General features: G+C 61.5%; 22 protein-coding genes. 12 read left to right on the top strand and 10 right to left on the bottom strand.

Features of this window, described 5'->3' with window-relative positions; genetic code table 11:
* On the top strand, positions 1-822 hold the full coding sequence (locus VFB05_RS24940) for an N-acyl homoserine lactonase family protein (protein ID WP_325017301.1): 822 nt from the start codon (positions 1-3) through the stop codon (positions 820-822).
* Between the two features lie 120 nt (positions 823-942).
* Here VFB05_RS24940 and VFB05_RS24945 read toward each other — a convergent pair whose 3' ends face one another.
* Both VFB05_RS24945 and VFB05_RS24950 read right to left on the bottom strand, forming a co-directional pair.
* The gene (locus VFB05_RS24945) at positions 943-3,048 is read right to left on the bottom strand and encodes an alkaline phosphatase family protein (RefSeq protein ID WP_325017303.1); all 2,106 of its coding nucleotides are present in this window, start codon (positions 3,046-3,048) and stop codon (positions 943-945) included.
* Complete coding sequence (locus VFB05_RS24950) at positions 3,048-4,865, bottom strand: multicopper oxidase family protein (protein ID WP_325017306.1); 1,818 nt, start codon at positions 4,863-4,865, stop codon at positions 3,048-3,050. Before VFB05_RS24950 ends, VFB05_RS24945 begins: the two co-directional genes overlap by 1 nt.
* An 891-nt stretch (positions 4,866-5,756) precedes the next feature.
* Between VFB05_RS24950 and VFB05_RS24955 the strand changes: the two genes are divergently transcribed.
* Both VFB05_RS24955 and VFB05_RS24960 read left to right on the top strand, forming a co-directional pair.
* Positions 5,757-7,382: a L,D-transpeptidase gene (locus VFB05_RS24955; RefSeq protein WP_325017309.1), complete on the top strand. Its 1,626-nt coding sequence runs from the start codon at positions 5,757-5,759 to the stop codon at positions 7,380-7,382.
* Between the two features lie 358 nt (positions 7,383-7,740).
* Complete coding sequence (locus VFB05_RS24960) at positions 7,741-8,034, top strand: hypothetical protein (RefSeq protein ID WP_325017311.1); 294 nt, start codon at positions 7,741-7,743, stop codon at positions 8,032-8,034.
* A gap of 108 nt (positions 8,035-8,142) precedes the next feature.
* Here the strand turns inward: VFB05_RS24960 and VFB05_RS24965 are convergent, their stop codons facing one another.
* Both VFB05_RS24965 and VFB05_RS24970 read right to left on the bottom strand, forming a co-directional pair.
* Positions 8,143-9,207, bottom strand: a complete 1,065-nt coding sequence (locus VFB05_RS24965; RefSeq protein WP_325017313.1) for a ketopantoate reductase family protein — start codon at positions 9,205-9,207, stop codon at positions 8,143-8,145.
* Between the two features lie 215 nt (positions 9,208-9,422).
* Positions 9,423-10,361, bottom strand: coding sequence for a lytic transglycosylase domain-containing protein (locus VFB05_RS24970; protein ID WP_325017316.1), 939 nt, complete (start codon positions 10,359-10,361; stop codon positions 9,423-9,425).
* A 392-nt stretch (positions 10,362-10,753) separates the two neighbouring features.
* On the opposite strand from VFB05_RS24970, the gene VFB05_RS24975 reads away from it, so the two are divergent.
* Positions 10,754-12,526: an alkaline phosphatase family protein gene (locus tag VFB05_RS24975; RefSeq protein ID WP_325017318.1), complete on the top strand. Its 1,773-nt coding sequence runs from the start codon at positions 10,754-10,756 to the stop codon at positions 12,524-12,526.
* Between the two features lie 109 nt (positions 12,527-12,635).
* Here VFB05_RS24975 and VFB05_RS24980 read toward each other — a convergent pair whose 3' ends face one another.
* Positions 12,636-13,643 (bottom strand): TRAP transporter substrate-binding protein, encoded by a 1,008-nt coding sequence (locus VFB05_RS24980; RefSeq protein WP_325017321.1) that lies wholly within the window; start codon positions 13,641-13,643, stop codon positions 12,636-12,638.
* 76 nt (positions 13,644-13,719) lie between these two features.
* Entirely contained in the window at positions 13,720-13,965 is a 246-nt protein-coding gene (locus VFB05_RS24985) for an Lrp/AsnC family transcriptional regulator (RefSeq protein WP_325017323.1), read from the bottom strand.
* Positions 13,966-14,094: 129 nt separating this feature from the next.
* Between VFB05_RS24985 and thiD the strand changes: the two genes are divergently transcribed.
* The 3 genes from thiD (at position 14,095) to VFB05_RS25000 (ending at position 16,586) form a co-directional block, all read left to right on the top strand.
* On the top strand, positions 14,095-14,895 hold the full coding sequence (gene thiD, locus VFB05_RS24990) for a bifunctional hydroxymethylpyrimidine kinase/phosphomethylpyrimidine kinase (RefSeq protein WP_325017325.1): 801 nt from the start codon (positions 14,095-14,097) through the stop codon (positions 14,893-14,895).
* A gap of 96 nt (positions 14,896-14,991) precedes the next feature.
* Positions 14,992-15,816: an alpha/beta hydrolase gene (locus VFB05_RS24995; protein WP_325017328.1), complete on the top strand. Its 825-nt coding sequence runs from the start codon at positions 14,992-14,994 to the stop codon at positions 15,814-15,816.
* A 77-nt stretch (positions 15,817-15,893) separates the two neighbouring features.
* Positions 15,894-16,586, top strand: a complete 693-nt coding sequence (locus VFB05_RS25000) for a YoaK family protein (protein ID WP_325017330.1) — start codon at positions 15,894-15,896, stop codon at positions 16,584-16,586.
* A 96-nt stretch (positions 16,587-16,682) separates the two neighbouring features.
* Here the strand turns inward: VFB05_RS25000 and VFB05_RS25005 are convergent, their stop codons facing one another.
* Positions 16,683-17,567, bottom strand: coding sequence for an outer membrane protein (locus tag VFB05_RS25005; protein ID WP_325017332.1), 885 nt, complete (start codon positions 17,565-17,567; stop codon positions 16,683-16,685).
* Positions 17,568-17,900: 333 nt separating this feature from the next.
* Here VFB05_RS25005 and VFB05_RS25010 point away from each other — a divergent pair, with 333 nt between their 5' ends.
* Complete coding sequence (locus VFB05_RS25010; RefSeq protein WP_325017335.1) at positions 17,901-18,902, top strand: helix-turn-helix transcriptional regulator; 1,002 nt, start codon at positions 17,901-17,903, stop codon at positions 18,900-18,902.
* 131 nt (positions 18,903-19,033) lie between these two features.
* Here VFB05_RS25010 and VFB05_RS25015 read toward each other — a convergent pair whose 3' ends face one another.
* The 3 genes from VFB05_RS25015 to VFB05_RS25025 form a co-directional block, all read right to left on the bottom strand.
* Positions 19,034-19,252 carry a hypothetical protein gene (locus VFB05_RS25015; RefSeq protein WP_325017337.1) on the bottom strand — a complete coding sequence of 73 codons (219 nt, stop codon included), beginning with the start codon at positions 19,250-19,252 and terminating at the stop codon, positions 19,034-19,036.
* A gap of 258 nt (positions 19,253-19,510) precedes the next feature.
* A complete protein-coding gene (locus tag VFB05_RS25020; RefSeq protein WP_325017339.1) occupies positions 19,511-20,620 on the bottom strand; it encodes a DUF2156 domain-containing protein in 1,110 nt (369 codons plus the stop codon).
* Positions 20,621-20,809: 189 nt separating this feature from the next.
* Entirely contained in the window at positions 20,810-21,790 is a 981-nt protein-coding gene (locus VFB05_RS25025) for a catalase family peroxidase (protein WP_325017341.1), read from the bottom strand.
* A gap of 502 nt (positions 21,791-22,292) precedes the next feature.
* Here VFB05_RS25025 and VFB05_RS25030 point away from each other — a divergent pair.
* The 4 genes from VFB05_RS25030 to VFB05_RS25045 all read left to right on the top strand — a co-directional run bounded on the left by VFB05_RS25030 (position 22,293) and on the right by VFB05_RS25045 (position 26,321).
* A complete protein-coding gene (locus VFB05_RS25030; RefSeq protein ID WP_325017343.1) occupies positions 22,293-22,916 on the top strand; it encodes a family 16 glycoside hydrolase in 624 nt (207 codons plus the stop codon).
* A gap of 74 nt (positions 22,917-22,990) precedes the next feature.
* Positions 22,991-24,022, top strand: coding sequence for an extracellular solute-binding protein (locus VFB05_RS25035; RefSeq protein ID WP_325017345.1), 1,032 nt, complete (start codon positions 22,991-22,993; stop codon positions 24,020-24,022).
* The gene (locus VFB05_RS25040) at positions 23,998-25,566 is read left to right on the top strand and encodes a hypothetical protein (RefSeq protein ID WP_325017347.1); all 1,569 of its coding nucleotides are present in this window, start codon (positions 23,998-24,000) and stop codon (positions 25,564-25,566) included. Before VFB05_RS25035 ends, VFB05_RS25040 begins: the two co-directional genes overlap by 25 nt.
* Positions 25,563-26,321 carry an ABC transporter ATP-binding protein gene (locus VFB05_RS25045; RefSeq protein ID WP_325017348.1) on the top strand — a complete coding sequence of 253 codons (759 nt, stop codon included), beginning with the start codon at positions 25,563-25,565 and terminating at the stop codon, positions 26,319-26,321. Before VFB05_RS25040 ends, VFB05_RS25045 begins: the two co-directional genes overlap by 4 nt.
* Positions 26,322-26,565 lie beyond the last annotated feature (244 nt).

Here is a 26,565-nt window from a genome sequence, read left to right on the forward strand (position 1 = left end):
ATGAAAAGGACGTTGGTCAATCTCGCCGCCGGCGCTTGCCTCGCGGTTCTCGCACTGCCCGCGCAGGCCGCCGACCTGTCGCTCGCGCGTCTCGCCGACTGCGGCACGCCGCAGGCGCCGATCGCGGTCAATCAACGGTTCTCGGATACTTATGCTTTCCCGGACCTCAAGCTTCAGTTCGTCTATAGCTGCTACCTGATCAAGCATGGCGACGAGTACATGCTGTGGGACACCGGTCACTCTATGACCGCGCCCAACGTCGCGCCGAAGGTGAGCATCGTCGACCAGCTCGCCAAGATCGACGTCAAGCCCGACCAGATCAAATATGTCGGCATCAGCCACTATCACGCCGATCACACCGGCCAGATCGCGTCGTTTCCGAAGGCAACGCTTTTGATCGGTACCCGCGAGTGGGACGCGATCTCGGCGCCCAAGCCGGCCGAGGGCGTGAACTACAAGCCGTTCGAGGGCTGGATCAAGGGCGAGAACAAGGTCGAGCCGTTGCCGCTCGGTCTCGACAAGGATGTGTTCGGCGACGGCAGCGTGATCGTGCTGCGCACGCCCGGCCACACGCCGGGCCATTCGAGCCTGTTGGTCAAACTCGTAGGCATGGGACCGGTCATCTTGAGCGGCGACGCCGTGCACTTCCGCGAGAATTACGAGTCCGACGGCGTGCCGGCCTTCAACTACGACCGCGCGCAGACGGTTGCTTCGATCGAGCGCATCAAGAAGATCCTGGCGAACCTGAAGGGCACGCTGATCATCCAGCACGACGCGCGCGACATCTCCAAGCTGCCGGAATTCCCTGCCTTCGCGAAGTGATTGCCGGTTCGACCTCAGGTCTGCGAAGCCTCATCGATATCGGTGCAAAAGAATCCGCCGGCCTTTCGGGCCGGCGGACTCTTTTTTGTCGTCATGAATGGGATTGAGAGATCCCAACCATCATTGCTCGAAGCCAAAACCCTGGCCGAAGTCGAACAGGTCGTACAGATCGCTGATCGCGGGATGATTCAGCGGAACGTACGGGTTGCTCGGCAACGCGATCGGGTTCGGATAGTTGTCCCGGCTGCGGTTCGTGATCGGCTCCAGACCCCAGTTGCGCTCGATGAACTTGATGATCGAGACGTGGTCCGAATAGTTGTGCGAGATGTGGCCCGCGATCGCGTGCTTTGAGACCACGATCAGCGGGATACGGGTGCCGTCGCCGAAGTAGTCGAGCGGCTGCACGTAACCTGAGTCATAGTAGCCGCCGCCTTCGTCGAAGGTGATGAAGATAGCGGTATCGTTGGCGTAGGGCGAGGCCTCGACCTGGTCGACGATCTTCTTCACGAAGCCTTCGAACAGATTGAGCTTGGACGACGCCGGGTGACCATCGACGTATCCGCTCGGCTTGGCGATCGAAACCGCAGGCAGGGTGTGGTTTGCGATGTCGCTATACAGGTTCACGGTATCCTGGATGTGCGCCGCGACCTGATCCGGATGCGACATGATCGACGTGTCGTACTGGAACGGGTTGCAGATGTTGCAGTACTCGTCGGCGTTCGGTCCGGCAGAAGCCCAGTTGAGCTGATACGGATCGTTGACGTAGTTGTTCCACTGGTCGCCATAGTACTTCCAGGAGATGCCACGCTCGTTCAGGCTGTCGCCGATGCTCTTGCGTGTCGACGGCGGAATCGTGAACGGCGTGTTGTTCACGTTGGTGTCGGTGTAGGCGTTTTTGCCGTTGCCGAAATAACCGGGGTTGTAGTTGTTCATCAGATAGTAGCGGCCCGGTTCGCAATTCGGGTTGATCCGGAGCGACTTCAGATAGGAGACGATCGGCTCGACGCCGGGCTGCGATGTGTCGGCGCAGTTGGTGTAGGAGCCGCCGCCGAACGCTGTCGAGCCAAAGCCGCCGCCGCCGTAACCGTCCTCGCTGTACCAGTTGTTGGTGCCCGGGGCCGGGTTCGGATTCTCGATTTCGGCGACGACGCTCGTGCCGTTGACGTCGGCGCCCGTGATCGTCACGTTGTTGGGCGGCACCGCAGGATGACCATTGGCGTCGCTGAAATAGATCATGTCGCCGTGGCCGAACATGATGTGGTTGGCACCGGTGCCGCCGTTGACGGACTGGTGGAAGTTGTCGCTCATCGCGTACTTCTGCGCGAGGCTCGTGAAGTAGGGCACATCGCCTTTCTGCACGTTGTAGAAGCCAAGCGCGGTCGATCCTTCACCGGTGCTTGCGTTGGTGAAGGGGGACGGCTGAGCTTTGCCGTTGGTGCCGGCGCCCACAGTCACTTCGACCCAGGCGAACAGGTTGTGGCCGCAGCCCGACGGATTGTCACGGTTGGCGGCCTCGACGTTGCAGTTCATCTGCTGCCACATCTGGTAGAAGCGATGCACCGGGCTCGCCGAGTACGAGTCGTAGGGCATGGTCGCGCCGGTGAGCGCGAACGGTCCAGCCGACAACGCATTCACATTGGTGATGCGCGCATCGGGTGCCCCCGACGACTGGCCGCTCGCGCCGGTCAAGAGGTACTGGTAGTAGTCGGGCGCCAGTCCGTTTTCAGTCTGCTCGGCGAGCGACAGCGTGACGAGGCACTGCTGGAAGTTGGTGTCCGAGCAGGCCTTCGGTCCGCCGACCAGCGGAGGCGGCAGTTGGTCGTTCGGGAAAGTCGTTTGCGGCGGGCTCAGCAAGAACTGATCGGCCGGACCAGTATCCTGCCCTGCGAGTTGGTGGGCCCGCTGGAAGTTGGGTCCGGGAACAGCGTTCTTGTTGGCGTCGAGCTTGATGATGCCCTTGGACAGAAGATTGTCGACGCTTTCGCCGTGCTTGTTCGGCACATAGGTGGCGAACACGTGATCGAAGCTGCGGTTTTCACCGATGATCACGATCACATGCTTGATCGGCGATCGGGCTTCGTGACCACCGTTGCCCGGGAATCCCGGGAAGCCGGGGAAGCCGAACGGGTCCGCCATCACGGGGGCGGCGATGAACTGGCCCAGTGCGAGGGCGCTGAGGGTCAGGCGGCAACTTTGTAACCAACGTGACTTGTGCTTGTCGCGCATTAAAGCTCTCCTTTGTTCTGCTGGTTCGTCGTTGAAGTCACAGTGTTCCTCGGCACGACCTTGATTCTTCCCATCATGCCGCCGTCCTCGTGCTCGAGAACGTGACAGTGGTAGACGAACGTGCCGACGATGTTGGGATCGCGAAAATCCATGCGTAGCCGCACGCTGGGATAGGTCAGCATCCGGCTCTTGTAGTAGGGGACGTTCACGGTATCGCGCAGGAAGGGCTCGTTGACGGGGACCCCTGACCACTCCCGCAGTTGGAAATGGAGCTGATGGATGTGAAAATCATGCAGCTCCGCCGAGCGGTTCTCGATGATCCAGTCTTCGACGTCACCTTGCCTGACGACGATGTCCGCCGCGTCCGATTGCGGATCGAACGGCTTTGGAGTTTCGCCGTCCGTCGTCAGAAAGAATTTGGTGGGACTATTGGGATCGCTTGGATTCTCCTGTTGCTCGGAAAAGAAAAGTTTTCGCACGCGGACCGGCGCGACATTGCCGACCCACGGCCGGCTCGCGCTCGGCAGCGGCTCGGCGCGTGCCGGCAGTGCGGACTGCGGCTCGCTCGCTTCGCTGCTCGCCGTGATCGCCAGCAGCGCGCGGTTGGGATCGTTCTCGCCGGCGGGTCCGGTATCGACCGAACGCGTGACCAGGAGGGCGCCCGAGCCCGCCGGCGGTCCTTCAACGATGAATTCGGCGCGCGAACCGGGCGGCACGCCGATGTGATCGACCCATTGCACTGCCGGCGAGGGGCTGCCGGCAAAATGCAGCGGCACACCGTCGAGGCCGACCACGCCGAGCTTTTGCGGCGCGCGGTGCACCAGCAGGGCCAGATTGAGGTAGGTGATCGCGGAGGCATTCAAGACGCGCCAGAGCTGCCGCTCGCCCGGCTTCATCGACGTCACCGCTGGCGGATAATTCGGATACGGCACCGGCACAAAATTGACGGAGAGATCTTTCGACGGCTTGCCGAAGCCGGTGCCGGTGTTGAGCGCATCGCCGTCGCTGTCGAGCTGGCTCTTCGACATCACAGGCTCGGATCGCGCCGGCGGCGCGTCGGGATTGATCAGGTCCTGGTCGCGGATCACGATCACGCGCTCGGGCAGGCCTGCGAGATCGGGATTGGCGCGCTCGATGCCCTCGATGATCAGCGCGCCGGACGCGCCGCCCAGCACCTGCGTCTTGGACAAGCCGTGAAGATGCGGGTGATACCAGTAGAGGCCGGGCGCCGCGTCGTCGTCGATGTGCAGGCGATAGTCGAACGGCGCATCGTCGGGCTGGATCGAGGTTTTCAGCACCTCGTCCTGATGGCAGACCGGCGGAACGGTCAGCCCGTGAAAATGCAGGTTGGTCGACACCGGCGTCATCGCGCCGCTCTCGCAAGGGTTGGCGGTCTTCTTCGCCGTGCAGATCGGTGCGCCGGCGAGCGGCCGGTCGATCGCCGATTGATCCGTGTCGAGATCTCCGAGGTCGTTCTTGAAATGGATGACGAGCTCGTCGCCCGGCTTGACGCGCAGCGTCGGCGACGGCTTGCCGTCGTCCGTCAGGTAGCAATAGCGCGCGGTGCCATCGGGAAGCTTCTGATTGCGAATGCGCAGATCAGTCTCGAGGATGCCGCCCTGGCTGCGAAGGTCGACCGGTTGCGAAATAGCGCTGCCCGGCGCCGGCCGGGCACAAACATCGCGCTGTGTCTCCGCCACACTTTGCAGGCTGGTTGCGCCGAGCCATGCCGTCGGGATGCTTGCGGCGAGCCCAAAGAAAGCTCCAAGGCAAGCAGCTGCGGCAACGCAGGAAAAGATCGAAAATCGTCGGCGCACGCCCCACCTGCCAATACGCAGCCGTCGGCGGGGCCGATGCCCAACATGGCACCGCCCGCACGTTGACCGCGATCACAGAATTTTCCTTATTCAACGAGGGAATATGTCTTGCGACATATCTGTCGCGAACCTAGCGACGCCGTGTTGCGGGAATCTGGCAGGTTTCTAACAGCCAAGTGACAGTTTCTTGCGGCGCTTCGACACAGCAACGAACATCGGTTTCAAAGCCGCTGACCGATCAAGCGCATGGATGCACACGCTCGCGCCTGTCTCGTGCCTGGTGTTTGTTCCGGCGTGGGCATGCATGACTGCGATGCGAGTGCGTAATCGCAACCTCTCGTGCCAGGGTCGTTTGCTGGCCGATTCGATGCCGGGCGAAGGGGAGGAGAGAGAGGCGCATGCACGCCATCGCCGCCTTTCGCCTCAATTTCCGAAAAGTCGGGATCGGACCCGGCATCCTCTGCGTTGGACCGGAAGGCGACATCGTATTGGCCAGATGGCGCCTGCTTCGAGCCAATTTCGGCCCTAGTGTCCCGGTCCTGACATTCGTATGATATCGCGGCCGGCACGTTTACGAATGTCAGAACCAAAGGGACACTAGCAACCATATGATTCCAGTGTGGCTTTTGACTCTGACGTTCCTTCGAAGAACTCCCGGCGACACTGAAAGGAACGTCAGAGTCGCGACACTGGCTGGCCTTCCTCCTGTGCGGGCTGTCGTATATGAGTGAATTGTCACCAGAACGTGCCGACGGTCGTGACGGGTCGGACAGCCGGCGCAAATGGTGGCCGGCGTTCGTTGGATGTGCGTTAGCTGAATATAAAGACCGCGATCTGAGACTTGGGGCGCGGCGACCCAAGCGCGGGCTGTTATTTCAACCGGGGCGTGGAATGTTAAATCGATTGACGACGGCGCGGCCTACGGTGGCGCTGCGGCGGTGGGGACCCACCGCCATTGTGGTGTCAGCGGCGATCGCCGCCACGGCGGCGCTCACCCCGGATGTTGCCGCGCGGCAGGGGCGCCCTTCGCAGGCCGTTGAGGCGACCGCGCCGCGCACGGCCGGCGAGCCGATCATGGCGATCGTGTCGATCAAGAGCCAAAAGGTGACGTTCTACGACGCCGACGGCTGGATCCTGCGTGCGCCGGTCTCGACCGGCACCACCGGGCGCGAGACGCCGGCGGGCGTGTTCGCCGTCGTCGAGAAGGACAAGGACCACCACTCGACCATGTATGACGACGCCTGGATGCCGAACATGCAGCGCATCACCTGGAATGGCCTCGCGCTGCATGGCGGGCCGTTGCCGGGTTACGCGGCCTCGCATGGCTGCGTGCGGATGCCCTACGAGTTTGCCGAGGACCTGTTCGAAAAGACCTGGATCGGAATGCGAGTGATCGTTTCGCCGAACGACGCGGAACCGGTCGAGTTTTCGCACCCCTTGCTGTTCGTGCCGAAGGCCGATGCGATCGCGGCTGTCCCCGCGCGCGCCGACAAGCTCACACGCGAGGCCGATGAGGCTGCCCGGATTTCCGATGAGGCGAAGGAGGCGGCCAAGGCCGCGGCGCGCGAGGCTGCATCGCTCCCGGCGACGCTGCGCAAGCTGGAATTCCAGAAGAAGAGCGCTGACGCCGAAGTTGCCTTTGCCGATCGGGCGCTCGCCGCCGCCAAGACGGAACAGGCCACCGCGAAGGCCGAAGTACTGAAGGAGAAGGCCGCGCCCCGGGCAGCGGAAGCCGCGACGCAACTCGACGCCGCAAAGGCGGGCGCCAAGTCGAAGATGGACGCCGTTGCCGCGACAAAGGATGCCGCCAAGGCCGCCGCGACCAGGAAGGCCGACACCGCCAAGGCGGCGCTCGAGGCGAAGCTCGCCGTCGAGCCGGTCTCGGTCTACATCAGCCGCGCGACGCAAAGGCTTTACGTGCGGCGCAACACCCACAAGCCCGCGCCCGACGGTGGCGGCGAGGTGTTCGATACGACGATCGAGGTTCCCGTCACGATCCGCGATCCCGACAGGCCGATCGGCACGCATGTGTTCACGGCGGTCGCGCGTGCGGGCAACGGCCTGCGCTGGACCGCGGTCACCATCGACGACGGTGACAACGCCAAGGACGCGCTCGACCGCATCACCATCCCGCAGGATGTGCTCGATCGCATCGCGCCGACCGCGGTGCCGCGATCCTCGATCGTCGTCTCGGACGAACCCCTGAGCAAAGAGACCAACTATCGCACCGAATTCGTCGCAGTGCTGAACAACCAGCCGCAGGGCGGCTTCATCACGCGCAAGCCGACGCCGTCGACGCTGGTCGCGAGCGACAACGGCTTCTTCGACAATGGCGGTGGCGGCTTCTTCCCGTTCTTCCAGCGCAGCCCGGAGCCGCAGCAAGGTGGCAATCCTCAACCCGGCGTCATGCGCCGGGGGAGCGGCGGCCAGGTGTATTATCCGGACGGGCGACGCGCCTATCCTGCGCAGCAGGCCTACCCGTCGCAGCAGGGCTGGGGACAACAACAGGGCTGGTGACGCGTCTAGTGCCCACTTTCCGAAGTTCGTGCTCCATCGCAGCACCCACTTTCACGAACTTCGGAAAGTCATGGGCACTGGCAAACTTATTGGTTCTAGTACCGCTTTATCGATCTGAAGTCCCTGATCGAATTCGCAGCTTGTGGTGCAGGGACTTCAGATCGGCGGTACTAGCCTGGTTCCCTCGATCGATCTGCGCCGCCCGCGAGTGATCATAGGTTAACGCGGGAACCGGCACGTTGTGAGCAGATGCGCGATCGACATTCCGTCGATGCCTTTAGGAGCAGTCCCGGCGCCGGATGTAAGCGTCGAGACTGCTTCTTGGCTATTTCAACGCGTGTTTGCTCGAGCTGGTGTGATGGAATGGCCGACCGAAGATCCCGTCAGCGCGTTGCTGTCTGATCGACCCAAACTCGGTTCCTGGTTGTTTACGATCGGCGTCATGGCGCTGGGGATGACGCCGCTTGGCCTGATACTCGCGGGGATCCGGGGCGCGCTGTTGACCAGCGCCTTTTTTGTTTTTGTCTGGCTTGCATCGATGGTCTGGGTTTTCGTCCGCCATGGCTCTTCGAGTTTTGCGAGCGTTATACCCAGCGCCATCATGGTGGCCGCCTGGCCGGGACTCATCGTTCTGTCCGGAGTTTTCCGGTAGAGCGGAGCGAATTCCGGCTGAGGATGAGAGCAGGGCGCACCCATCCCGGATCAGGCGGATGAGCTCATCAAGCGTGTGATGCGTCATTCGCTGGTCGCGAATGACGCATCACAGTCCGCCCGACCCGCCTTCCACAATCTTCTCGTTGAGCTTTTGATCGACGGTCTGCACCGTTCGATCGATTTCCGCATTGGGCACGCCGAGCTGATGCGAGATCAGCTTGACGAGCAAATCGACCCGCTCGATGAACGGCGCACCGGCGGCGACTGCGCGCGCCGCCGATGACGGCTTGAGCAGACTCTCGGCCGCCTTGGCGTATTTCGCGAACGGCACCTGATCGGCCGGGTCGGCGCCGAGACGCCGCGCGACGCCATCGACATGCTCGTAGATCGACTGCGACAGTTTCAAGTCGCGGTGCACCGCGTCCTTGATCGACTGCGGTTCCTGCAGCGTGATGCAGCGATAGTTGCCGGTGAGCAGCATCGACCATTTCGCAAGCGGTACGAACGGCGAATCGAACACTTTCAGCTTCACCGGAACATCCTGACCGTCGAGCCTGAGCGCGTCGATGTCGGCTTCCAGCTCGCGCAGGATCTTGTTGTGCGCGTCATCGGCGAACGCGGCGGCCTTGAAATTCGTCGCGAGGCCAACGTGCAGCACATTCGCGGCCTCTTCCGGCGGACGGAACGCCTGCGGGTCGGGCGAGCAGAGCGACACCAGCCCGGGCTCGAACCGCTCCCAGACCTGGGCATTGGTGTAGGCCTCCTCCAGATCCATCTCCGCCAGCGAGGGAATCCGCTTGAGATATGGCAACGGCGGCATGTTCATGATCGAAAGACACGGCAGCTTCGCCGTGGCGATCTTGATCATCAGGACGCGGATCGTGTGATTGGCGTATTGCGGCTCCTGCATCGCAAGACCGACCAGGTCGTAACGGGAGACGTCGACGTCCTGGGGCACGACCGCATCCAGTTTTCCGGGCAGGTCGCGCGAAAAGATCGCTCGGTGTGAAGGCTCCTCGCGCAGCTTGATGCGGACTTGGGTGCCCTCGCGATTGATGAGATCGGCGGTCTTCCTGCGGCAAACCAGCGTCACATTGTGGCCGGCCATGAGCAGCTTGGTTCCCAGCAGGGACCCGTAGGATGCGCCCAGGATGAGAATGTTGCGGGCCATGTTGTCTCCTTGAGGTGTAATCGTGACGCCTTCGCTCTGATGCCGGACATTCGCTGGCATACCAGAGCATGACGTCTTTACACGCCCTTGGTTCTCCGCAACCGCCTTCAACAGCTAGGAAAATGGCATTTTGTCAATTCATGACTCGGATATTCAGACAAATTGACAAATCGTGACAAGCAAATGTGTGGCTTGCGGCGGGCCTGCGGCGGTCATCAATTGCGCATCACGTCGCAGTAAGTGCCGGCGGCCTTGAGCGAGGCGCATAATTTTTCTGCACCGGCGCGGGTGTCGTCGCCGATCCGCACGCGCGCGGCACCGGCCTGACCGATCACCCCGCGTATGACCACGTTCGTTTCGCGTCCCTCAACGAGGCTCGCGAACTTCGGCTGCCAGTCACGATAGCGCGCAAGCGCGTTGGCCCGCGTCGTTCCGCCGACGATCTCGACGCCCCAAGGCTTGACGGATTCAGTTTTCGGCTGCGAGTCCCCGGGCTTGGTCTCGTTCAAGGCGGTGACCGGCAAATCGCAGGGGATTTTGACGGTGGGCATCTCGATCGCGCCGGTCTGCTTTCCTGTGGCCCATTCCTCGGCAGAACGGCCGGTCACGATCCGCACATAGGCGCGCGTCTCCCGCGGCAGTGGCCGGTGGCTGCCAAGCCAGTCGTGCACACGCGCAGGTCCGGCATTGTAGGCGGCGGCCGCCAGGCCGAGATTGCCGAATTCACGGCGCAGATCGCGCAGCAACTGACCGGATTTCGTGATCGCTTCGATCGCATTGAAGGGATTCTCCAGACCGTTTTCCCTTGCGGTGGCCGGCATGAATTGAGCGATGCCTTGCGCGCCTTTCTGGCTGACCGCGTCCGGTTTGAAGCGGCTTTCCTGCCAGATCAGCCGGGTGAAGAAATCGACCGGCAGTTCATTCGCCGTTGCCGCCGCACCAAGCGCCTCGCAGAGATTTGGAGGTTTCGGGTTTGGCGGTGTTGGGTCGGGCGGCTTCGCCTCCGGTGTTTGCGGCAAAGCGCCTGCCTCCGTGGCTTGCGTCTGATCTTCTCCCGCGTCCGCCGCAAGCGCCGGCCATCCGCTCACGGCCACCGCTGCGAACAGAAGCAGTTTTTGCAGGAAGCCGGACACCCGGCTGATGCTGCCAGGCATTTTTGCTGGACCGAGACATCTCATGACGGCAAGGCAAAGACCTACGCAACGACGGCAACGCCGGAATGACCGATGCGTTCCGATATCAGCGTGCCGGGGCGCAAGCTTTGACGGCGTTGCCGTCTTTTCCCGGTCATCCGGCCAGATCAACAAGCGCTCCTACACGACGGCGAAAGCTTTGACGAGTGCCGCCATGGCAGCGATTTGAGGGCTCTTCGTTAATTCCGTCAGATATTTCCAGCGCTGCCCAGCTTGCCCGTTTCCACTTTATCCCTGGGTACAGTCATTGAAGTCGCAAGAAAGCGTCATCGCTCCGTCAAGTGGCGGCGAATAGATTGCCGCGCCTCAGTCAGGGCAATTCTCATCTTTCAATAATAGAGAGGGGCGAACTCATGCGAAGTTTTCGTGACTATTTGCTGTCAACCGCCGCGGTCGCCGGCGTGATTTCTTCTCAATTCCTGTTTGCAGCGGCGAGCCGCGCGGACGACGACCATCACTTCAAGCACGTGCTGCTCCTCAGCATCGACGGCTTCCACCAGCACGATTTGGCGGGCTGTGTGTCAAGCGGCGGCTGCCCGAACCTCGCAGCCCTTGCGCGCCACGGTGTCACCTATTCGAACGCAAGGACGACCACGCCCTCGGATTCGTTCCCCGGCATGCTCGCGCAGGTGACGGGCGGAACGCCGAAGACGACCGGCGTCTACTATGATGACAGCTACGATCGCACGCTGTTCTCGCCGGACGGAAACTTCCCGGCGGTCGCGAGCGGTTGCAGCGGCAATCCCGGCACCGAAGTCGTGCTCGATGAGTCGATTGATTTTCACTCAAATCAGCTGTTTAGCGGTGGCATCAACCCGGCCTATCTGCCGAACCAGCGCCACGCCGACGGTAGCTGCTCCAAGGTGTTCCCGCATGATTTCGTGAAGGTCAACACCATCTTCGGCGTCGCCCACGCAGCCGGCCTGCAGACCGCCTGGTCCGACAAGCATCCGGCCTACGACATCCTGAACGGCCATTTTGTCGGCGCGCCCAATATCGACGATCTCTATACGCCCGAGATCAACTCGAACATCGCGACCGCAACCCCTCCGGGTCCCAACTCCGCCAACGGAGTCGACCTGAAAAGCGCCGCTCTCGCCTGCAACAGCACGAACTCGACGTTGTTTTTCAACAACATTACCCCGGTGCAGTATGTCGACTGCTCGCCGACCCAGGAGGCTTATGACGACATCAAGGTCAACGCCGTCATCAACTGGATCAACGGCAAGCACGCGGAAGGCGGCACCTGGACCGGCAGGGCGCCGGCGATTTTCGGCATGAACTTCCAGGCCGTCAGCGTCGGCGAGAAGCTCGTGGCTGGCGGTTACAACGCCAACACGCTTACGCCAAGGCCGATCCTGGCGCATGCGATCGCCCACACCGACGCCTCGATCGGCCGCATGGTTGCCGCGTTGAGGGCGAGGGACCTGCTCGAAGACACGCTGATCATCGTCTCGGCAAAGCACGGCCAGTCGCCGATCGATCCCACGAAGCTGCAGATGAAATCCAAGGCGACGCAGGCACCGGACCACACGGTGGTGGACCCGGGCGATATCACCAGCCCGCCTGTCGACAATGCCTTTTCCGCTTTCACCAATCCGAACAGCGGCAGTCAATATGCGCAAGGAGGTCACCTGCAGACGGACGACGTCGGCATCGTCTGGCTTCAGCCTAACAGCCCGAGCATTGTGAAGCAGGAAGTCATCAAGCTGCAGAACAACGCGGGCGCGATCCACGCCAACATGCTGCCGCCCGGCACGATCTTCAACTCCAACATCAACTGGGGTGACGAGCTCGCTGATATCTTCGGTGATCCCCAAATTCCGGGATCGATCGCCGCGGCGAGGGCGCCCGACATCTTCATTCAGCCCAATCACGGCGTGATCTACTCGGGAAGCAACGCCAAGATTGCCGAGCACGGTGGCGGGTCGCTGGACGACACCCATGTGGCCCTGATTGTCGCGGGAGCATCCGCCGAGCAGCACAACGTCGACGACCTCGTGCATACCACGCAAATCGCTCCGACCATCCTGCGCGCGCTTGGGCTTCACTCACACGCGCTGGACTCTGTCCGGCAGGAAGGCACGCGCGTTCTTCCGGACCTGTTCGACCGTGACGACGAATAGGCGGAGCTCATAAGTCTGAGGTTCGCGGTTGCCCGTCCTGGCGGCGGCCGCGGCGCCAAAAAAAATGATCCCGCCGTGCAGTTCGCGCAGCGGGATTTCGTCTGTCAGATCAGCCCAATTGTCCGACGGACTTTTCCAGGAGGCCCCAGGCTTCCTCGCCGTGTTTTTTCTTCCATTCCGTGTAGAAGCCGGCCTTCTTCAGCACGTCGCGAAACGGCGCGGGGTCCGTGTCGTTGAACGTGATGCCCTTCTGTTGCAGCGAAGTGGCGAGCTCATCGTTGAGTTTGGTCACGGCGTCGCGCTGCTTCACGGCGCCGTCGTTGAAGCCCGCGGCGACCTTGGCCTTGATGTCGTCAGGCACGCCGCGCCAGGTGCGGTTGCTGGTGACGATCCACGAACCGTCCCAGACATGGTTGGTCTTTGAGCAGAATTTCTGCACCTCGTAGAATTTGGACGTGTCGGCCACGACAAGCGGATTTTCCTGCCCGTCGACCACTCCGGTTTGCAGCGCCGTGTAAACGTCGGACAGATTGATGCTGGTCGGCGAGGCGCCGAGCGCCTTGAACAGGGAGACATAGACCTGGCTGACCGGAACGCGGATCTTGAAACCTGTCAGATCGGACGGATCCCGGATCGGCTTCTTGCTGGTGGTGATCTGGCGAAAACCGTTGTTCCAGATCTTCTCGAACGCATAGAGATCGGCTTTCTCAAAACCCTTGCGAATCAGAGCGCCAAGCTCGCCATCCATTGCCGGCCACACGGCGTCAGTGCTCTTGAAGGCAAAGCCTGTCCCGTTGATGGCCGCGATCGGCACCAGCGTTGCGAAGATCAGCCCGCCGGTCGAGAAGAAATCGATCGCGCCGGCGCGCACCTGCGATAGCAGGTCGCTGTCGCCGCCGAGCTGGCTGTTCGGGAAAACGCCGATATCGACCTTGCCGGAGGTCGTCTCCTTGATTTTCGCGGCTGCCTCCAGCGCGAATGTATGGACGGGATGGGTGGCTGGGAAACCGTGACCGAACTTCCAGGAATAGTCGGCGGCGGCCGCGCGCGAGATGTAAGGCATCGAAAGACCGGCGCCGCCAAGGCCGGCCAGAACGGCCCTGCGAGATACGATCACGACTTCCTCCCTTGCTCCCGCTCACCCAAATCGTGGCGAGAGTCTCATCAGAAGATCACGCCTTGCGTGGCTTTCCTCACGCCCCGCCGAACGCCTTGAAGGTGATGATGGTGTGGGTGTCCTGGATGCCGGGAATGACCTGCACTTTCTCGTTCACGAAGTGGCCGATGTCGGTTCCTTCGTTGACATAGAATTTGACCAGCAGGTCGTAATGGCCGGCGGTGGAATAGATCTCCGAGGCGATCTCCGCTTCGGCAAGCGCATTGGCGACGACATAGGACTGGCCGAGCTTGCATTTGATCTGGACGAAAAAGGGGACCATCGCGGTCGTCTCCGAAGCTATTCCTGAGGCCCCAAGGGGCTGTTCCTGCAGACCAATATAGCGCAGCGAAACTTGCTGGCAACAACAGGGCGAGCTAGCTTAGCGGTTTATGATCAACGACTTGAGGCGATGACGACACCCGTTGCACTCACCATTGCAGGCTCGGATTCCTCAGGCGGCGCCGGCATCCAGGCCGACCTGAAGACCTTCGCCGCGTCAGGCGTCTATGGCGCGTCCGTCATCACAGCGCTGACCGCGCAGAACACGCAAGGCGTGCGCGGCGTTCACCCGGTGCCGGCGGCCTTCGTGACGGCGCAGTGTGATGCCGTGTTTGACGACCTCGACGTCAAAGCCGTCAAGATCGGCATGGTGGCTGAGCTCGCCATCATGGAGGCGATTGCGGCCTCACTCGCGCGCTGGAAACCGAACTACGTCGTGCTTGATCCGGTGATGGTGGCGACATCCGGCGGGCGGCTTTTGTCAGCTGAAGCGGTTGAAGGCTTGCGCAAGCGCCTTGTTCCAATGGCGACGCTTCTGACGCCGAATTTGCCGGAAGCAGCAAGCCTCCTGAACGTATCAGTCGCATCGGATGAAGGAGCCATCCGGGATCAGGGCAGGCGATTGCTCGCGATGGGCGCGGCAGCCGTACTGATCAAGGGCGGTCACGGGCAGGGGGCCGAGAGCATCGATTATCTGTTCCATGGCAACGAAGTCGTCGCACTGCCGGCGCCGCGCATCGCGACCGAGAATACCCACGGCACCGGCTGCTCGTTGTCGTCGTCGATCGCAGCAGGCCTCGCCAAAGGCGAGCCACTGGAGCAGGCCGTGCGCGAGGCCAAGACATGGATCACGGCGGCGATCGCGGCCGCCGATCGTCTCGGCGTCGGCAAAGGCCATGGCCCGATCCATCATTTCCATCGCTTCGTCTGATTCCCCCGCTTCATCCAAAAGACACACACAAAATACAAGACTTGCTTTCGGGGCGTGGCGTAGCCTTCTGCTAGCCGGATCATTTGGAGAGAATGAATGCCAACCATCACGACCAAAGACGGCGTCGAGATTTTCTACAAGGACTGGGGCAAGGGTCAGCCGATCGTGTTCAGCCACGGTTGGCCGCTGTCGTCCGACGACTGGGACGCGCAGATGATGTTTTTCCTCAATCACGGTTTTCGCGTGATCGCGCATGACCGGCGCGGCCACGGCCGCTCCAGCCAGACCGCCGACGGCCACGACATGGATCACTACGCCGACGATCTCGCCGCCGTGGTCAGGCATCTTGATCTGGAAGAGGCCATTCACGTCGGCCATTCCACCGGCGGCGGTGAAGTCGTGCATTATCTCGCGCGCCATGGCGAGGGCCGCGCCAAAAAGGCCGCGATCCTCTGCGCGGTGCCGCCCTTGATGGTGAAGACGCCGGCCAATCCGAATGGCACTCCGAAGGAAGTCTTCGATGGATTCCAGGCCGCGCTTGCGGGCGGCCGCTCGCAATTCTATCGCGACGTCGCCGCCGGCCCGTTCTATGGCTACAACAAGCCGGGTGCGAAACCGTCGGAGGCCGTGATCGAGAACTGGTGGCGTCAGGGCATGATGGGTGGCGCGAAAGCGCATTACGACGGCATCGTCGCCTTCTCGCAGACCGACTTCACCGAGGACCTGAAGAAGATCAAGCTTCCGGTGCTGGTGATGCACAGCGAGGACGATCAGATCGTACCCTATGTCGCGTCAGGTCCGCTGTCGGCAAAGCTGCTCCAGAACGGCACCTTGAAAACCTACAAGGGTTTTCCGCACGGCATGCCGACGACGGAAGCGGCGACCATCAACGCCGATCTGCTCGCCTTCATCAGGGGATAGGGCTGGCCGTAGCCAGCGGCGCGGTTGACCGATAGATTTCGACGGCCTTAGATCATTGGGTCCGCCGGAATTTCCTCATGGCTCTCGCGCCGCCTCGCTCCCTGCTGCCGCTGGTTCTTGGTTTCAATGCCGGCTTTGTCGACACCGCCGGATTCCTCGCGCTGCATGGCCTGTTCACCTCGCACGTCACCGGCAACTTCGTCACGCTCGGCGCCTCGCTCGTGCTCGGCACGTCCGGCACGATCGCCAAGCTGCTGGCGCTGCCGGTGTTCTGCATCGTCGTGATCGCGGCGCGATGGATGGGGACGGCTCTCGCCCATCGTTCCACCCGTCCTTTCGCGCCATTATTGGTGCTGAAAATTCTGCTGCTCATTGCGGGCGCGGCGCTTGCCATCCGCTTTGGCCCGTTCACCGATGGCGATAGCTGGCAGGCTCTCCTGACCGGCATGGTGCTGGTGGCGGCGATGGCGATCCAGAACGCAGTGCATCGCGTCCATTTTGCCAGCGCACCGCCCTCGACGGTGATGACGGGAACGACGACGCAGGTGATGCTCGACATCGCCGACAGCATCTATCCGAGGCAAGATGAGCGGGCTCCGACGTCGCGGCTGATCCAGATGTCGGCCAGTATCGTCGTGTTCGCGATCGGTTGCGCGACCGCAGCGCTGCTCTATGCGCTGTTCGGCTTGCGGTGCTTCGTCGTGCCGCCCGTTATTGCGGTGGTGGCGCTGATCTTACATTTCGTCGAGTCATCCGAAGCGCGTCCCTAGGCGAAACACGCACGGGACCGCCACCGACCCCGCCCGATGGCGGGACGCCGGTGATCGCAGGCGAGCCCCGGCGGATCCAGGGCTCGCCAATCATTCTCAAAACTTGTAGGCGACGCCGGCGAGCACGGTTTCGGTCGTCAGGCGAAGGTTGTAGCTCGTGACGAGCAGCTGGGTCGATGGCAGGCGGGTTCTCACATCGTTGTTGGTGATGGTTCCGAAATCGGAATAGCGAAACTCGCCGCGCAGCAGCCAGTGACCGCTCACCATGGTTTCAATGCCGCCGCCGATCGTGTAGCCGAGCTTTGTTGTGCTGTCGGTGACGGTGCCGCTAAAGGTGTCAGGCAGGCCACAATTGAAAAAGCCGTTCGCGAGGCCGCAGGTCGATGTTGCCTCGATGCGCTGCCAGGCAGCACCACCCGTCGTATAAAGAAGAACCCCCGGCGTCACAAGGTATCCAACCCTTCCCCGCGCGCTCGCATCCCAACTGGTCTTCACCGCGAAAGAGTCGGTTGGAACATTGTCAAAGCTGAAAAGCCCGGCGCCGGGAAGCGGCACGCCGTTAATGGTGCTCGTCTTGCTGCCGAAGCCGACGTCGCCCTCGATACCCACCAGCCATTGCGGGGCGATTTGCCAGTTATAGCCGAAATAGGGGCTGAACCTGAATGCCGTGTGGTCGAGCGACTGAGGGATGCCGCACGAGGCGAAGGTGCAGGTGAGGGGGTCCATCAAATTGCCATTGGAAAACCCGGGACGATCCGCCGACAACGTCTGCTCACTGAGATTGGCCGAGCGAAAGCCAATGCCGCCGCCGAGATAGAAGCCTGTCCACGACGTGGCTGGCGCGACGACCGGCTCCTTCGCATAGATCGGCGCCGGCGCCATATCGGCGGCCAGGGCGCCCGGGACGTTGACGCCGCCGGCGCCCGCGATTGCGACGGCAGCGATCGCGAGAACCGGCCACTCCGATCTCATCTTTTTCATTTTCGACATTCGATATCGTCCCTTGTTGTCGCAAGTTGCGAACGCGAGCGATGAATCGCTCCTCAGGGGACGAACCTAGTCGCAAGGGCGCGATAGCGTCTTGACCGCTACCGAACAGTGCTTGACCGGAGCCGCCCTTGCGCGACACTCGCGGTTCGCTGTTGCTTTGCCGCAACGCCAAATCTACCGCCAGGCGCCAGAACTTGACGCTCAGCGAACCGGAGGCTTGACCGACAGCGAACAAAAGTTCGGCTCAGGTAAAAAATAATTTCGGTTCTCGCGGATGTTTGCGCCATCGCCGGTGTTCGCGCCTTCGGTGGGGCGAGTGTCCGAATGACCATGACCAGCAATACGGGACGCAATCAGGCAAGGCCGGCGGTGAATCGATTCTCGACCGCCGACGTGCCGCCGCGAGATCGCCTCGCCGTTTTGCACGATATCGTCGGCCGCCGCAATTTGCGCATGGAGATCGACCCGCTCGAAGGGGCGCCCGTCGACGTCAAGCTTGAATGGCTTGAATTTCCGTCGGTGCTGCTGACGGTTGCCGCGACCAATGCGATCAGGCTTGCGCGAACGAGCGAATTGGTGCGCGACGGCGATGGCGCCTTCCGCCTGTTGCAGCCGGTCAGCGCGCCCTTCCACCTTGCCTGCCAGGGGATGGCCGCCGACCGTAACGCCGGAGACGCCATGATGGTGTTCAACGGCGCGCCGAGCACGATCCGCCTGCTCGGCCAGTCCGAGATCATATCGATCCGCGCCGATTATGACAGCCTGGCGCCGGCGCTGCGCAGCATCGAAGAGCGCGCGGTCACACCGCTCGTCTCGACACCGGCTCTGCGCTTGCTGCTGGGCTACGCAACGCTGCTGCGCCATCAGGAGCCGGTCGAGGATCCGGTGCTGGCGCGCTACGCCTCGCGGCATCTGATCGATCTGCTGGCGCTCACCCTTGGTCCGACGGCGGAGACGCGCGAGCGGGCGGGCGGCGGCGCGATGCGCGCCGCGCGGCTGGCGCTGATAAGGGCCGACGTGCTCGCAAATTTATCCGAAGCGCGATTGTCGGCGAGGGCGGTTGCGAAGCGTCACGGACTCTCCGACCGTTACGTTCACAAGCTGTTCGAAGAGACCGGCCAGACTTTCGGTCAGTTTTTGCAGGAGGAGCGGCTCCAGCGCGCGCTGGCGCACCTGACAGACCCCGCGCGCATGAGCACGCCCATCAGCGAGATCGCCGCGCAGGCAGGCTTTTCCGAACCCTCAAGCTTCAATCGCGCGTTCCGCCGCAGATTTGGCGACTCTCCGCGGCAGTTCCGGCGCGGTCGAAGCGATGACAAGACGTGATCGGGGAAGAAAAGATCGCGAGCGGCTTGCGGGAAAAGAAGCGCATCCGCGCCTTGCGGCCCGGCCCATTTTGACGGTCTTCGCTCAACTCGATCGTTGCTATGAGCCGCTCAATCTCGCGTCATCGCGGATCAGAAGCAAACCCGCACCTGGCGGACCCGCCAGCCATGGCCGTCCCAGAAACGCTGCGTCACCCATTCGCAACTGCCAAAATCGTAAGGTCGGGGACCCGGATAGTCGACCGTCGCTGCGGTGCCTGCGGCAACGATACGCCGCGCGCCTACCGGTTTTGCGGCGAGCAGGCCGGCGATCGTTGCGATCAGGATGAAGGCGGCAAGTGTCTTCTTCATTCGAGGGCCCTCCAGCAGACGACGCCTTCGGTCGGCGCCCGGTGGATGCGCGGGAAGTTGCTCGTCGCGCAGAGCACAGACGCCGCCATCGACCTTCAGGTTCTTTCCTTCGACGAAGCCGGATAGGCAAATTCGTCGAAAAAGCGAATGTAGGCGATGCTGCGGTTTTCGGCGAGGGGTTATTATGCCGAAGCGATCGATGGGACCGCTTCCCGTGCGCGGATAGCGCGTGGCCACGCGATCGCCGCACCGCTCACGTCATGCGACGTTGCACGCCCTTGGCATCTTGATCAGTTGGGAAAGGGCTCGACCTCTCTTGAGGGCGCAATAAGTCTGCTCGGCTGATCCGCAAAAGGCACCCTTATGCTTGGCAAATCCCTTCAGCGGATAAACGAATTCGTTGAAGAGGCGGCTGTGGTAGACGGCGTGAAACGCAAAGCTCATCAGCCGATTGCCCGGCAATTCGTTATCAACGCCGCTGAGCGGTGAGAGTCCCAGGGAAAGAATTGCTTTTCCCTCGTCCTGAAATGTCCGGATGGCCTGATAGAGCATCGCATATCCCACCAAAGCGTCCGCTTCCGGGAGCCGGCGCTTGGCCGAGCACAGATAGCCCACGACCTTGCCGGCCACGCAGATCGGATCGAAAAACGCGAAAGCCTGCAGACTGCCGCTCTGATCGAACGTAAAGAACTTGCGAACGTCGATCTCGTCATCAAGGATGGCCGGCCTCGTCAGGAATGTCATCTCGCGGTTCTTTACTCCTCGCGTCCGTCGCCATCGTTCCGACACGGTCTGGAGTTCGCTGCGATCGAGCGAGGAAACCGGGCGCTCGGCAATCGTGTACTTGCAGCACGCCGCGCGATTTATCGCGCTTCGAAAGTTCCGCTTGACCGGTCCTTCGAAACCATAGCCGTCGAGTTCTATGTGCGTCTCGGTACCCATCTCATTGACGTAGAAACCGAGTTTTTCAAGGATTGTGGCGACGGACCGCGAAGCCTGCCAGAAGCAGACATCGCTTCTGTGGCCGAGGAAGCTTCGGATCAGGTCCTCGCAGCAATCCACCGGCGTCAGGGGATTGGAAAGAACGAACGCGGTGCTGCCCACCTGCTTGTACGCTAGAAAGCCGGCCTCGCTTCCGAAATAATTCAGGCCCGGCTGGAAGGTCGCCGAATAAGCCAGCGCAAAGTTCCCATACTGGTGAAAGGCGCGAAGGCGGGCTTCCTCGGTCACCCACTCCTGGTCATGCTTCGACCGGTCTGGCCAGGCTGATCGCGCGTCGTCGCAGGCTTCGGCATGGTGATGGCCAGCGCCCGTCGGCGCTGATATTGCGGAACTTTCTTTCGCTGAACCCGGAATCTGAGAGGACATCCCCTTGCTCCACAGGTCGTCAGCCCGATCAGACTAACCCCGAGGTCGCGCAGATTATTTCAGGTCGCCGAAAAACGTCGGCCCGCGAAGGTCGTTCCTCCGTCATCGACGATTGCAGAGGTGCCGGTCGCGGGTATGCAGCGCGGCTCAGGGACGAAAGCCGCCATTCGCTCTCGTTCCCGCGACAGGTCAGGGATTGCGGCGAGAGAACGAAACGGCATATGCTGCGGTGCGGACGTCGATCAGCGGATCATCGGACTGCTCGATTCCATCGGTGAGCTGACCCGGCAGAAACAGCAACTTTTTCTGGTCCTCGGCACTATTCTCCGCCGTCCTGTCGATCGTCAGCACTCCGAGGTCCACCACCTTGCGATTCTCGGGCCAGGGTTTTGTCGGGTCTTTCGTCGGATCGTCTGCGGCAGCGAGTTGTGCCTTGAGGTGAAACGTCACCGGCGCCTGCTTCAGACGTTGTGGCAATTCTTCCATCAGGAAATCCGGTGCCTGTTTCGCCGCATCAGACTTCTCCAGATGAACGACCTTCTCAGGCAGCATCTGATACCGGACGGCCTGCTTCTCACCTGCCTTGTTGACGAAAACGAATGCATCAATGCCGTAGTATTCTTCGTCGGCGAAGCTGTCTGGCGTCGCCACCGTGCTGAAAGCGGCGGGAACCGAAGGATGATTGGCCGCGAACTGTTCGAACTTCGTCGGTTTGGCCGCGTTCGGCGGGCTGTCGGCCAGCGCTAACAGCAGGTCACGAAACTCTTCACCTGTCGCCACGGGGAAGAACTTGAGAGAATTGATCACAATGTCGGTCTCGCTGCCGTCCGGCAGATGGAATTTCACGGCCATGCCGTGCGGATTGGCCTTGTCGGATCCATCCGGCAAGTCCGGTACGCCCGTCGAGTCCGAAAAGCGCACGGTCACCGGGATGGCGGCGCCGCTGAATTGGGCCGCCCGGCTTAGCCCTGCGGCTTCCGGGGATGCATTAAAGCGACCCTCGACCACAATGCCCTTGGCGTGATTGGCGCGGAATCCGGGATGGACTCCGAACACCTTGTTCATTGCATTGACGAGCTGTTCCGCGACGGACTGGTCCTGCGCCAGCGCAGCGACGGGCAGGGCCATCCATGATCCGATCAGCGCAGCAACGATTTTGCGGCTCATCATGGAGACCTCCTATGTAGCGCGTAAGCAGTATAGCACCGGGCCGGCCGACTGGGGACATTGTCGCCTTAGGATGATTGATCACTGTCCGATGTATGTCTCCCGAGAGGCGCGCGGTGCTCGGTCGCAACGCTCGGACATGATGCGTGTCTAGCTAACAGTCGGCTTTTCAATCGGGCTAGGTCGTTGCAGGCTTGCAAGCCGGAGCACGCCTAAGTATCATCTTTCCTTGCGGGGATAAGCAGACTCCCCGTCAGACGATGGTTCGTCCAAGTTCTGCGCAACACTCGCTTGATCGAGGAGATTGCGCATGAGCAGATATCGACCTCGAATAGTCACAACATGTCTGGCAGCGGGTCGGTTCCGGGCCGGTTCAGCAACAAGCCCCACGCTTCTGCACCCGAGCTCCTTTGAGAGCATCCCAGGCTCTGTCGAACCGTTTCACCAGCAAGCAAGAACGCTCTCCGTAAGCGCCGCGAAACCAGCCGATTTGTCGAGACGGCAAATGATCGCGGCAGCGGCCGCGTTGTGTGCATCGATGTCGGCGCGCCGAGTGAAAGCAGCGGAGCCGGAGACACGCTATGACTTTACGCGACCTCTCGACGGCTGGGAGACGGTAAGCGGCACGTGGGTGGCCGAGGATGTGCCTGGAGCTTCGGAAGGCGGCAAGGCACTGGTCCAGCGTGCCACGGACAAGACCTTCAATGTCATTGTCGCGCCGGGCGGCCCCTACGCCAATATCGACGTCGACGTGCGTTTCAAACCCATCTCCGGGCGTGAGGACGCTTCCGGCGGAATCGTGTTTCGCTTTTCCGAAGGTCGCTATTACGTCATCCGCGCCAACGCGTTGGAGAACAATTTCAACTTTTATTATTACGAGCCCAAATCGTCCCGTGCCTCGGAGGCCGGCGGTCGTCACTCGATCACCGGGGTCAGCGTGAAGGCGCCTTCGCTTGGGCAGTGGCATAAAATGCGCGTCAGCGCTGAAGGCGACCATATCAAGGGCTGGCTCGATGATCGGCTGTTGATCGATCATCACGACAGCCGCTTCGGATCTGGAAAGGTCGGACTTTGGACGAAGGCGGACTCCGTCACCGCATTTGATAGCCTCGTGGTGCGACCTTTCTAGCTGCCAAGTCCGGACCGATGATCCCGACTGAGAGAGCCCATCCAGAGGGAGGCAGCCAATTCAGGAGCAAGATCATGACATTTCGCCTATCGCAATGTGCCGCTTTGGGGGCTTTCCTGCTTGTTCACGCCATGCCGATCGCGTCCGCTGCGCCACGGGTCGTGGTCTATACCTCTGTAGACGATGTCTTCGCGCGACCTATTGCCGAGCTCTTCACAAAGAAGACCGGTATAGAGGTCCAGCTTGTGCCGGACACCGAAGAGACGAAGAGCACCGGCTTGCTCAATCGTCTCATTGCAGAAAAAAACAGGCCTCAGGCAGATGTGTTCTGGAGCGGCGATCCCGTGCGCGCCCAGGTGCTCAAGCTCAAAGGGGTGGCGACAGCCTACCAATCACCGAACGCGGCGGAATTGCCCAAGGCTTATGGTGACCCGGAGGGATACTGGACCGGCTTTTCGGCCCGCGTCCGCGTGATCCTGTACAACACCACGCTGATTGCAAACGAACACGCCCCGAAATCGATTTTCGATCTTGCAAACGACCCGACCCTGCGCGGGAGAGTCTGCATCGCCAATCCGCTGTTCGGGACCACCTCGATGCACGCTGCGGCTCTGTTCGTCGCACTCGGCGATCAACAGGCGCGCGACTACTTTGAGGGGCTGACGCGAAACGGTGTTAAAATGGTCTCCTCCAACGGAGAGGTCCGGCGCCGGGTGGGCGAAGGCGATTGCGCTGCCGGAATAGCGGATTCCGACGACGCCAATGAAGTGGTGAAAGACAAGAAGCCTGTCGGCATCGTCTATCCTGACGAAAACGGAATCGGTACGTTGATCGTGCCCAACGCCACCGTGCTGATAGCGCACGGGCCGGATCTGGAGAATGGCAAGAGGTTTATCGATTTCTTGCTGACGCCGGAAACTGAACGTGCACTGGCGGATAGCGATGCAGCCCAGATTCCGCTGCTGCCAAACGTTCCCACCCCGCCCCAGATGCGAGCGATCGGCCAGCTGCATCCAATGCACGTGGATTACGGCAAGCTGGCACTGAAACTTGACGACCTTTCGCGCGGTTATCTTCGGGAGTGGGCGGCAAAGAACAGCCGATGATTTCCTGCGAAATCCTGGAAAAGCCCGGATGGTGGCGAACTGTATCGCTCGTTGCCATTCTTTTCCTTTCACTTGCTCCGACGTTTCTGTTGCTGTGGGCTGCCGTTGGCGAGGGATCGTTGCCCTTTACCAGCGGGTTCGCCGCAGCCATGTGGCACAGTGTGGTCGTGGCAGCGGCGGTGACGCTGATGTCCCTGGTTGCAGGGTTGCCGGCCGGTCTGTTGTCCGCACTTTATGAGTTTCCTGGTCGGCAAATTCTGCTTGCCTTGATGGCCATCCCGCTGCTTGCACCTTCGTTCCTCTGGGCTATCGGTCTGTCGCAGGTGCGCATCGAACTCGGGTTGCCGTCAGGCAGCCCTCTGCTTGCTGCCATCAGTACGGTAGTTGCCTTTTTGGCTCCCTCGTTCCCGCTTGTTACATACATCACTCTCGTTTCTGCCCGGCGCCTGTCGAAAGGGCAGGTCGACGCCGTCAGGTTGGCGGGAGGCGAACGATTGCTTTTTATCTGCGCAGCGAGGGCCGTCCTGCCCGCTGGATTGATCGCTGCCGTATTGGCTGGAATACTGACGCTGTCAGACCCAGGACCGGGGCAGATTTTCGGCTATACCGGTACCGCCTATGAAATCCTTGTCAGCTTCTCGGCTTCGTACGACTTTGTGTTGGCGGCTCAGCAATGTGCCGTTCTCACAGCAGTCGTGTTGATCCTCGCTGTTCCTGTTGCGATCTTTATCGCTCCCGGCATCGCCGCTGAAATTCTTGGCAAGCAGATTGATCCCGCCCCGTTGACAAGAAACAAGCGCGCCGGCTGGATCACCATCGGCTTGCTGGCCGGCATGCTGCTCCTGACGACTGCGTTGCCGCTGGCCGGGATCATCCGTCCGCTTTTCGGCGACTTTCCGGCGGCGCGCGCCTTCGCCGAGATCAGCCGGACCATTGGCGACACGCTCTTATATGCGGTGACTGCAGGCACGATCGCGACCGCCATGGGCTTCTGGATGGCGCTCGCGGCTGGACGGGAAAAGCGACTCAAACGCTTGGCTCTGGCTGCTGTTTTTCTCGTCCTTGCACTTCCTCCGTCCGTCAACGCGCTGGGTATGGTCGAGCTTGGAACAATCGCTCCGTCCTGGCTCGATCCGCTGCTGCGGAGCCGGTTTACGGTGGGGCTCACACTCGCGTTGCGATTTCTTCCGATCGCGGCCTTGATCGCAATGCGCTCGTTCGGCGTCACCTCGCCGTCCCAGTGCCTGGTGGGGGCGGTGCACGGCGTAACACTGTCGCTGTTTCTGCGTCGCGTGCTAGGCCCCGCGATGTTCCCGGCGGCCGTGACCGCCTGCATGATCATTGCACTGGAGGCGACCGCCGAGGTCGGCACGGTGCTGTTGCTAAGACCGCCCGGTGCTGATTCCATCCCCGTGCAGATCTTCACCGTCATGGCGAACGCTCCGGAGGCGCTGGTCGCCGCGCTATGCTCATTCTACATTGCGGGAGCGGCAACTCTCTTGACGTTGGGCTGGATGTTTGCAGGAAGGATTCGATCAGTGTGAATCCGGGATTTGAATTGCGTTCGGTTGCGAAACGGTACGATGACGTCCTGGCGCTCGCCGGCGTTTCGTTTTCGATCGAATCCGGAACTCGCCTTGCGATTATCGGCCCGTCAGGCGGCGGTAAATCGACCGCGCTGCGGCTCCTGGCCGGCCTGGAGGCGCCCACCTCAGGCGAGATCCTGCTCGATGGCCGCGTGATCTCCAAGCCAGATTGTATCGTTGTCCCGCCTCGGCATCGTGGCATCACCATGGTGTTTCAGGACCTGGCACTGTGGCCCAATATGACCGTGCTGGAAAATGTAATGCTTGGACTCGCATCCCTGCGACTCACAGGAGGCGAGACTCGGCGGCGTGCCGAGCAAGCTCTGTCGATCTGCAAAATCGAGCAGCTTGCCGCTCGTAAGCCCAAAGATATTTCTGGCGGACAACAGCAGCGAGTTGCTCTGGCACGCGCTTTGGCCGGCCAACCGCGTTTTCTGCTTCTCGACGAACCGTTCTCCAGTCTCGATCTGGTGACCAAGATGGCGCTTCTGCAGGACATCGCTCAACTTGTCACAGAGAGGGACATTAGTCTGGTCCTCGTCACCCACGATCTCATCGAAGCGACGCGCCTCTGTCATTTCGCAGTCGTTCTCAATCGAGGCGTGGTGGAGGAAAGTGGTGAGTTTGGCAAACTTATGCAGGAACCGAGATCTCAAATCCTCAAGGTGTTCAAGACAAGCCTCTCGGCGAAAGAGGTCCCTGGCAATGCCTAACGCGCCGCGCGCCGCGTGCCCCAAAAGGTCGACTTGTCGAGGCGCTTCAGAAAGCCGAGCGCGCGGTCATCCGAGGAGCCGGCCACCGCGTACAAAGCGCTGACGCTCCTTTCAGCTGCGATCTCTTCGAAACCCTATGGACATAGCCAAAGCTGTGAGAGAGAACGCAGTCCTCATGCCAATTCGGGAAGTACAAAAGATGAAGTTCGATGACGTCATTCTCGGCCGGCGAAGCATTCGCGGT

The organism is Bradyrhizobium sp., from assembly GCF_035652035.1.
Classification (GTDB): domain Bacteria; phylum Pseudomonadota; class Alphaproteobacteria; order Rhizobiales; family Xanthobacteraceae; genus Bradyrhizobium.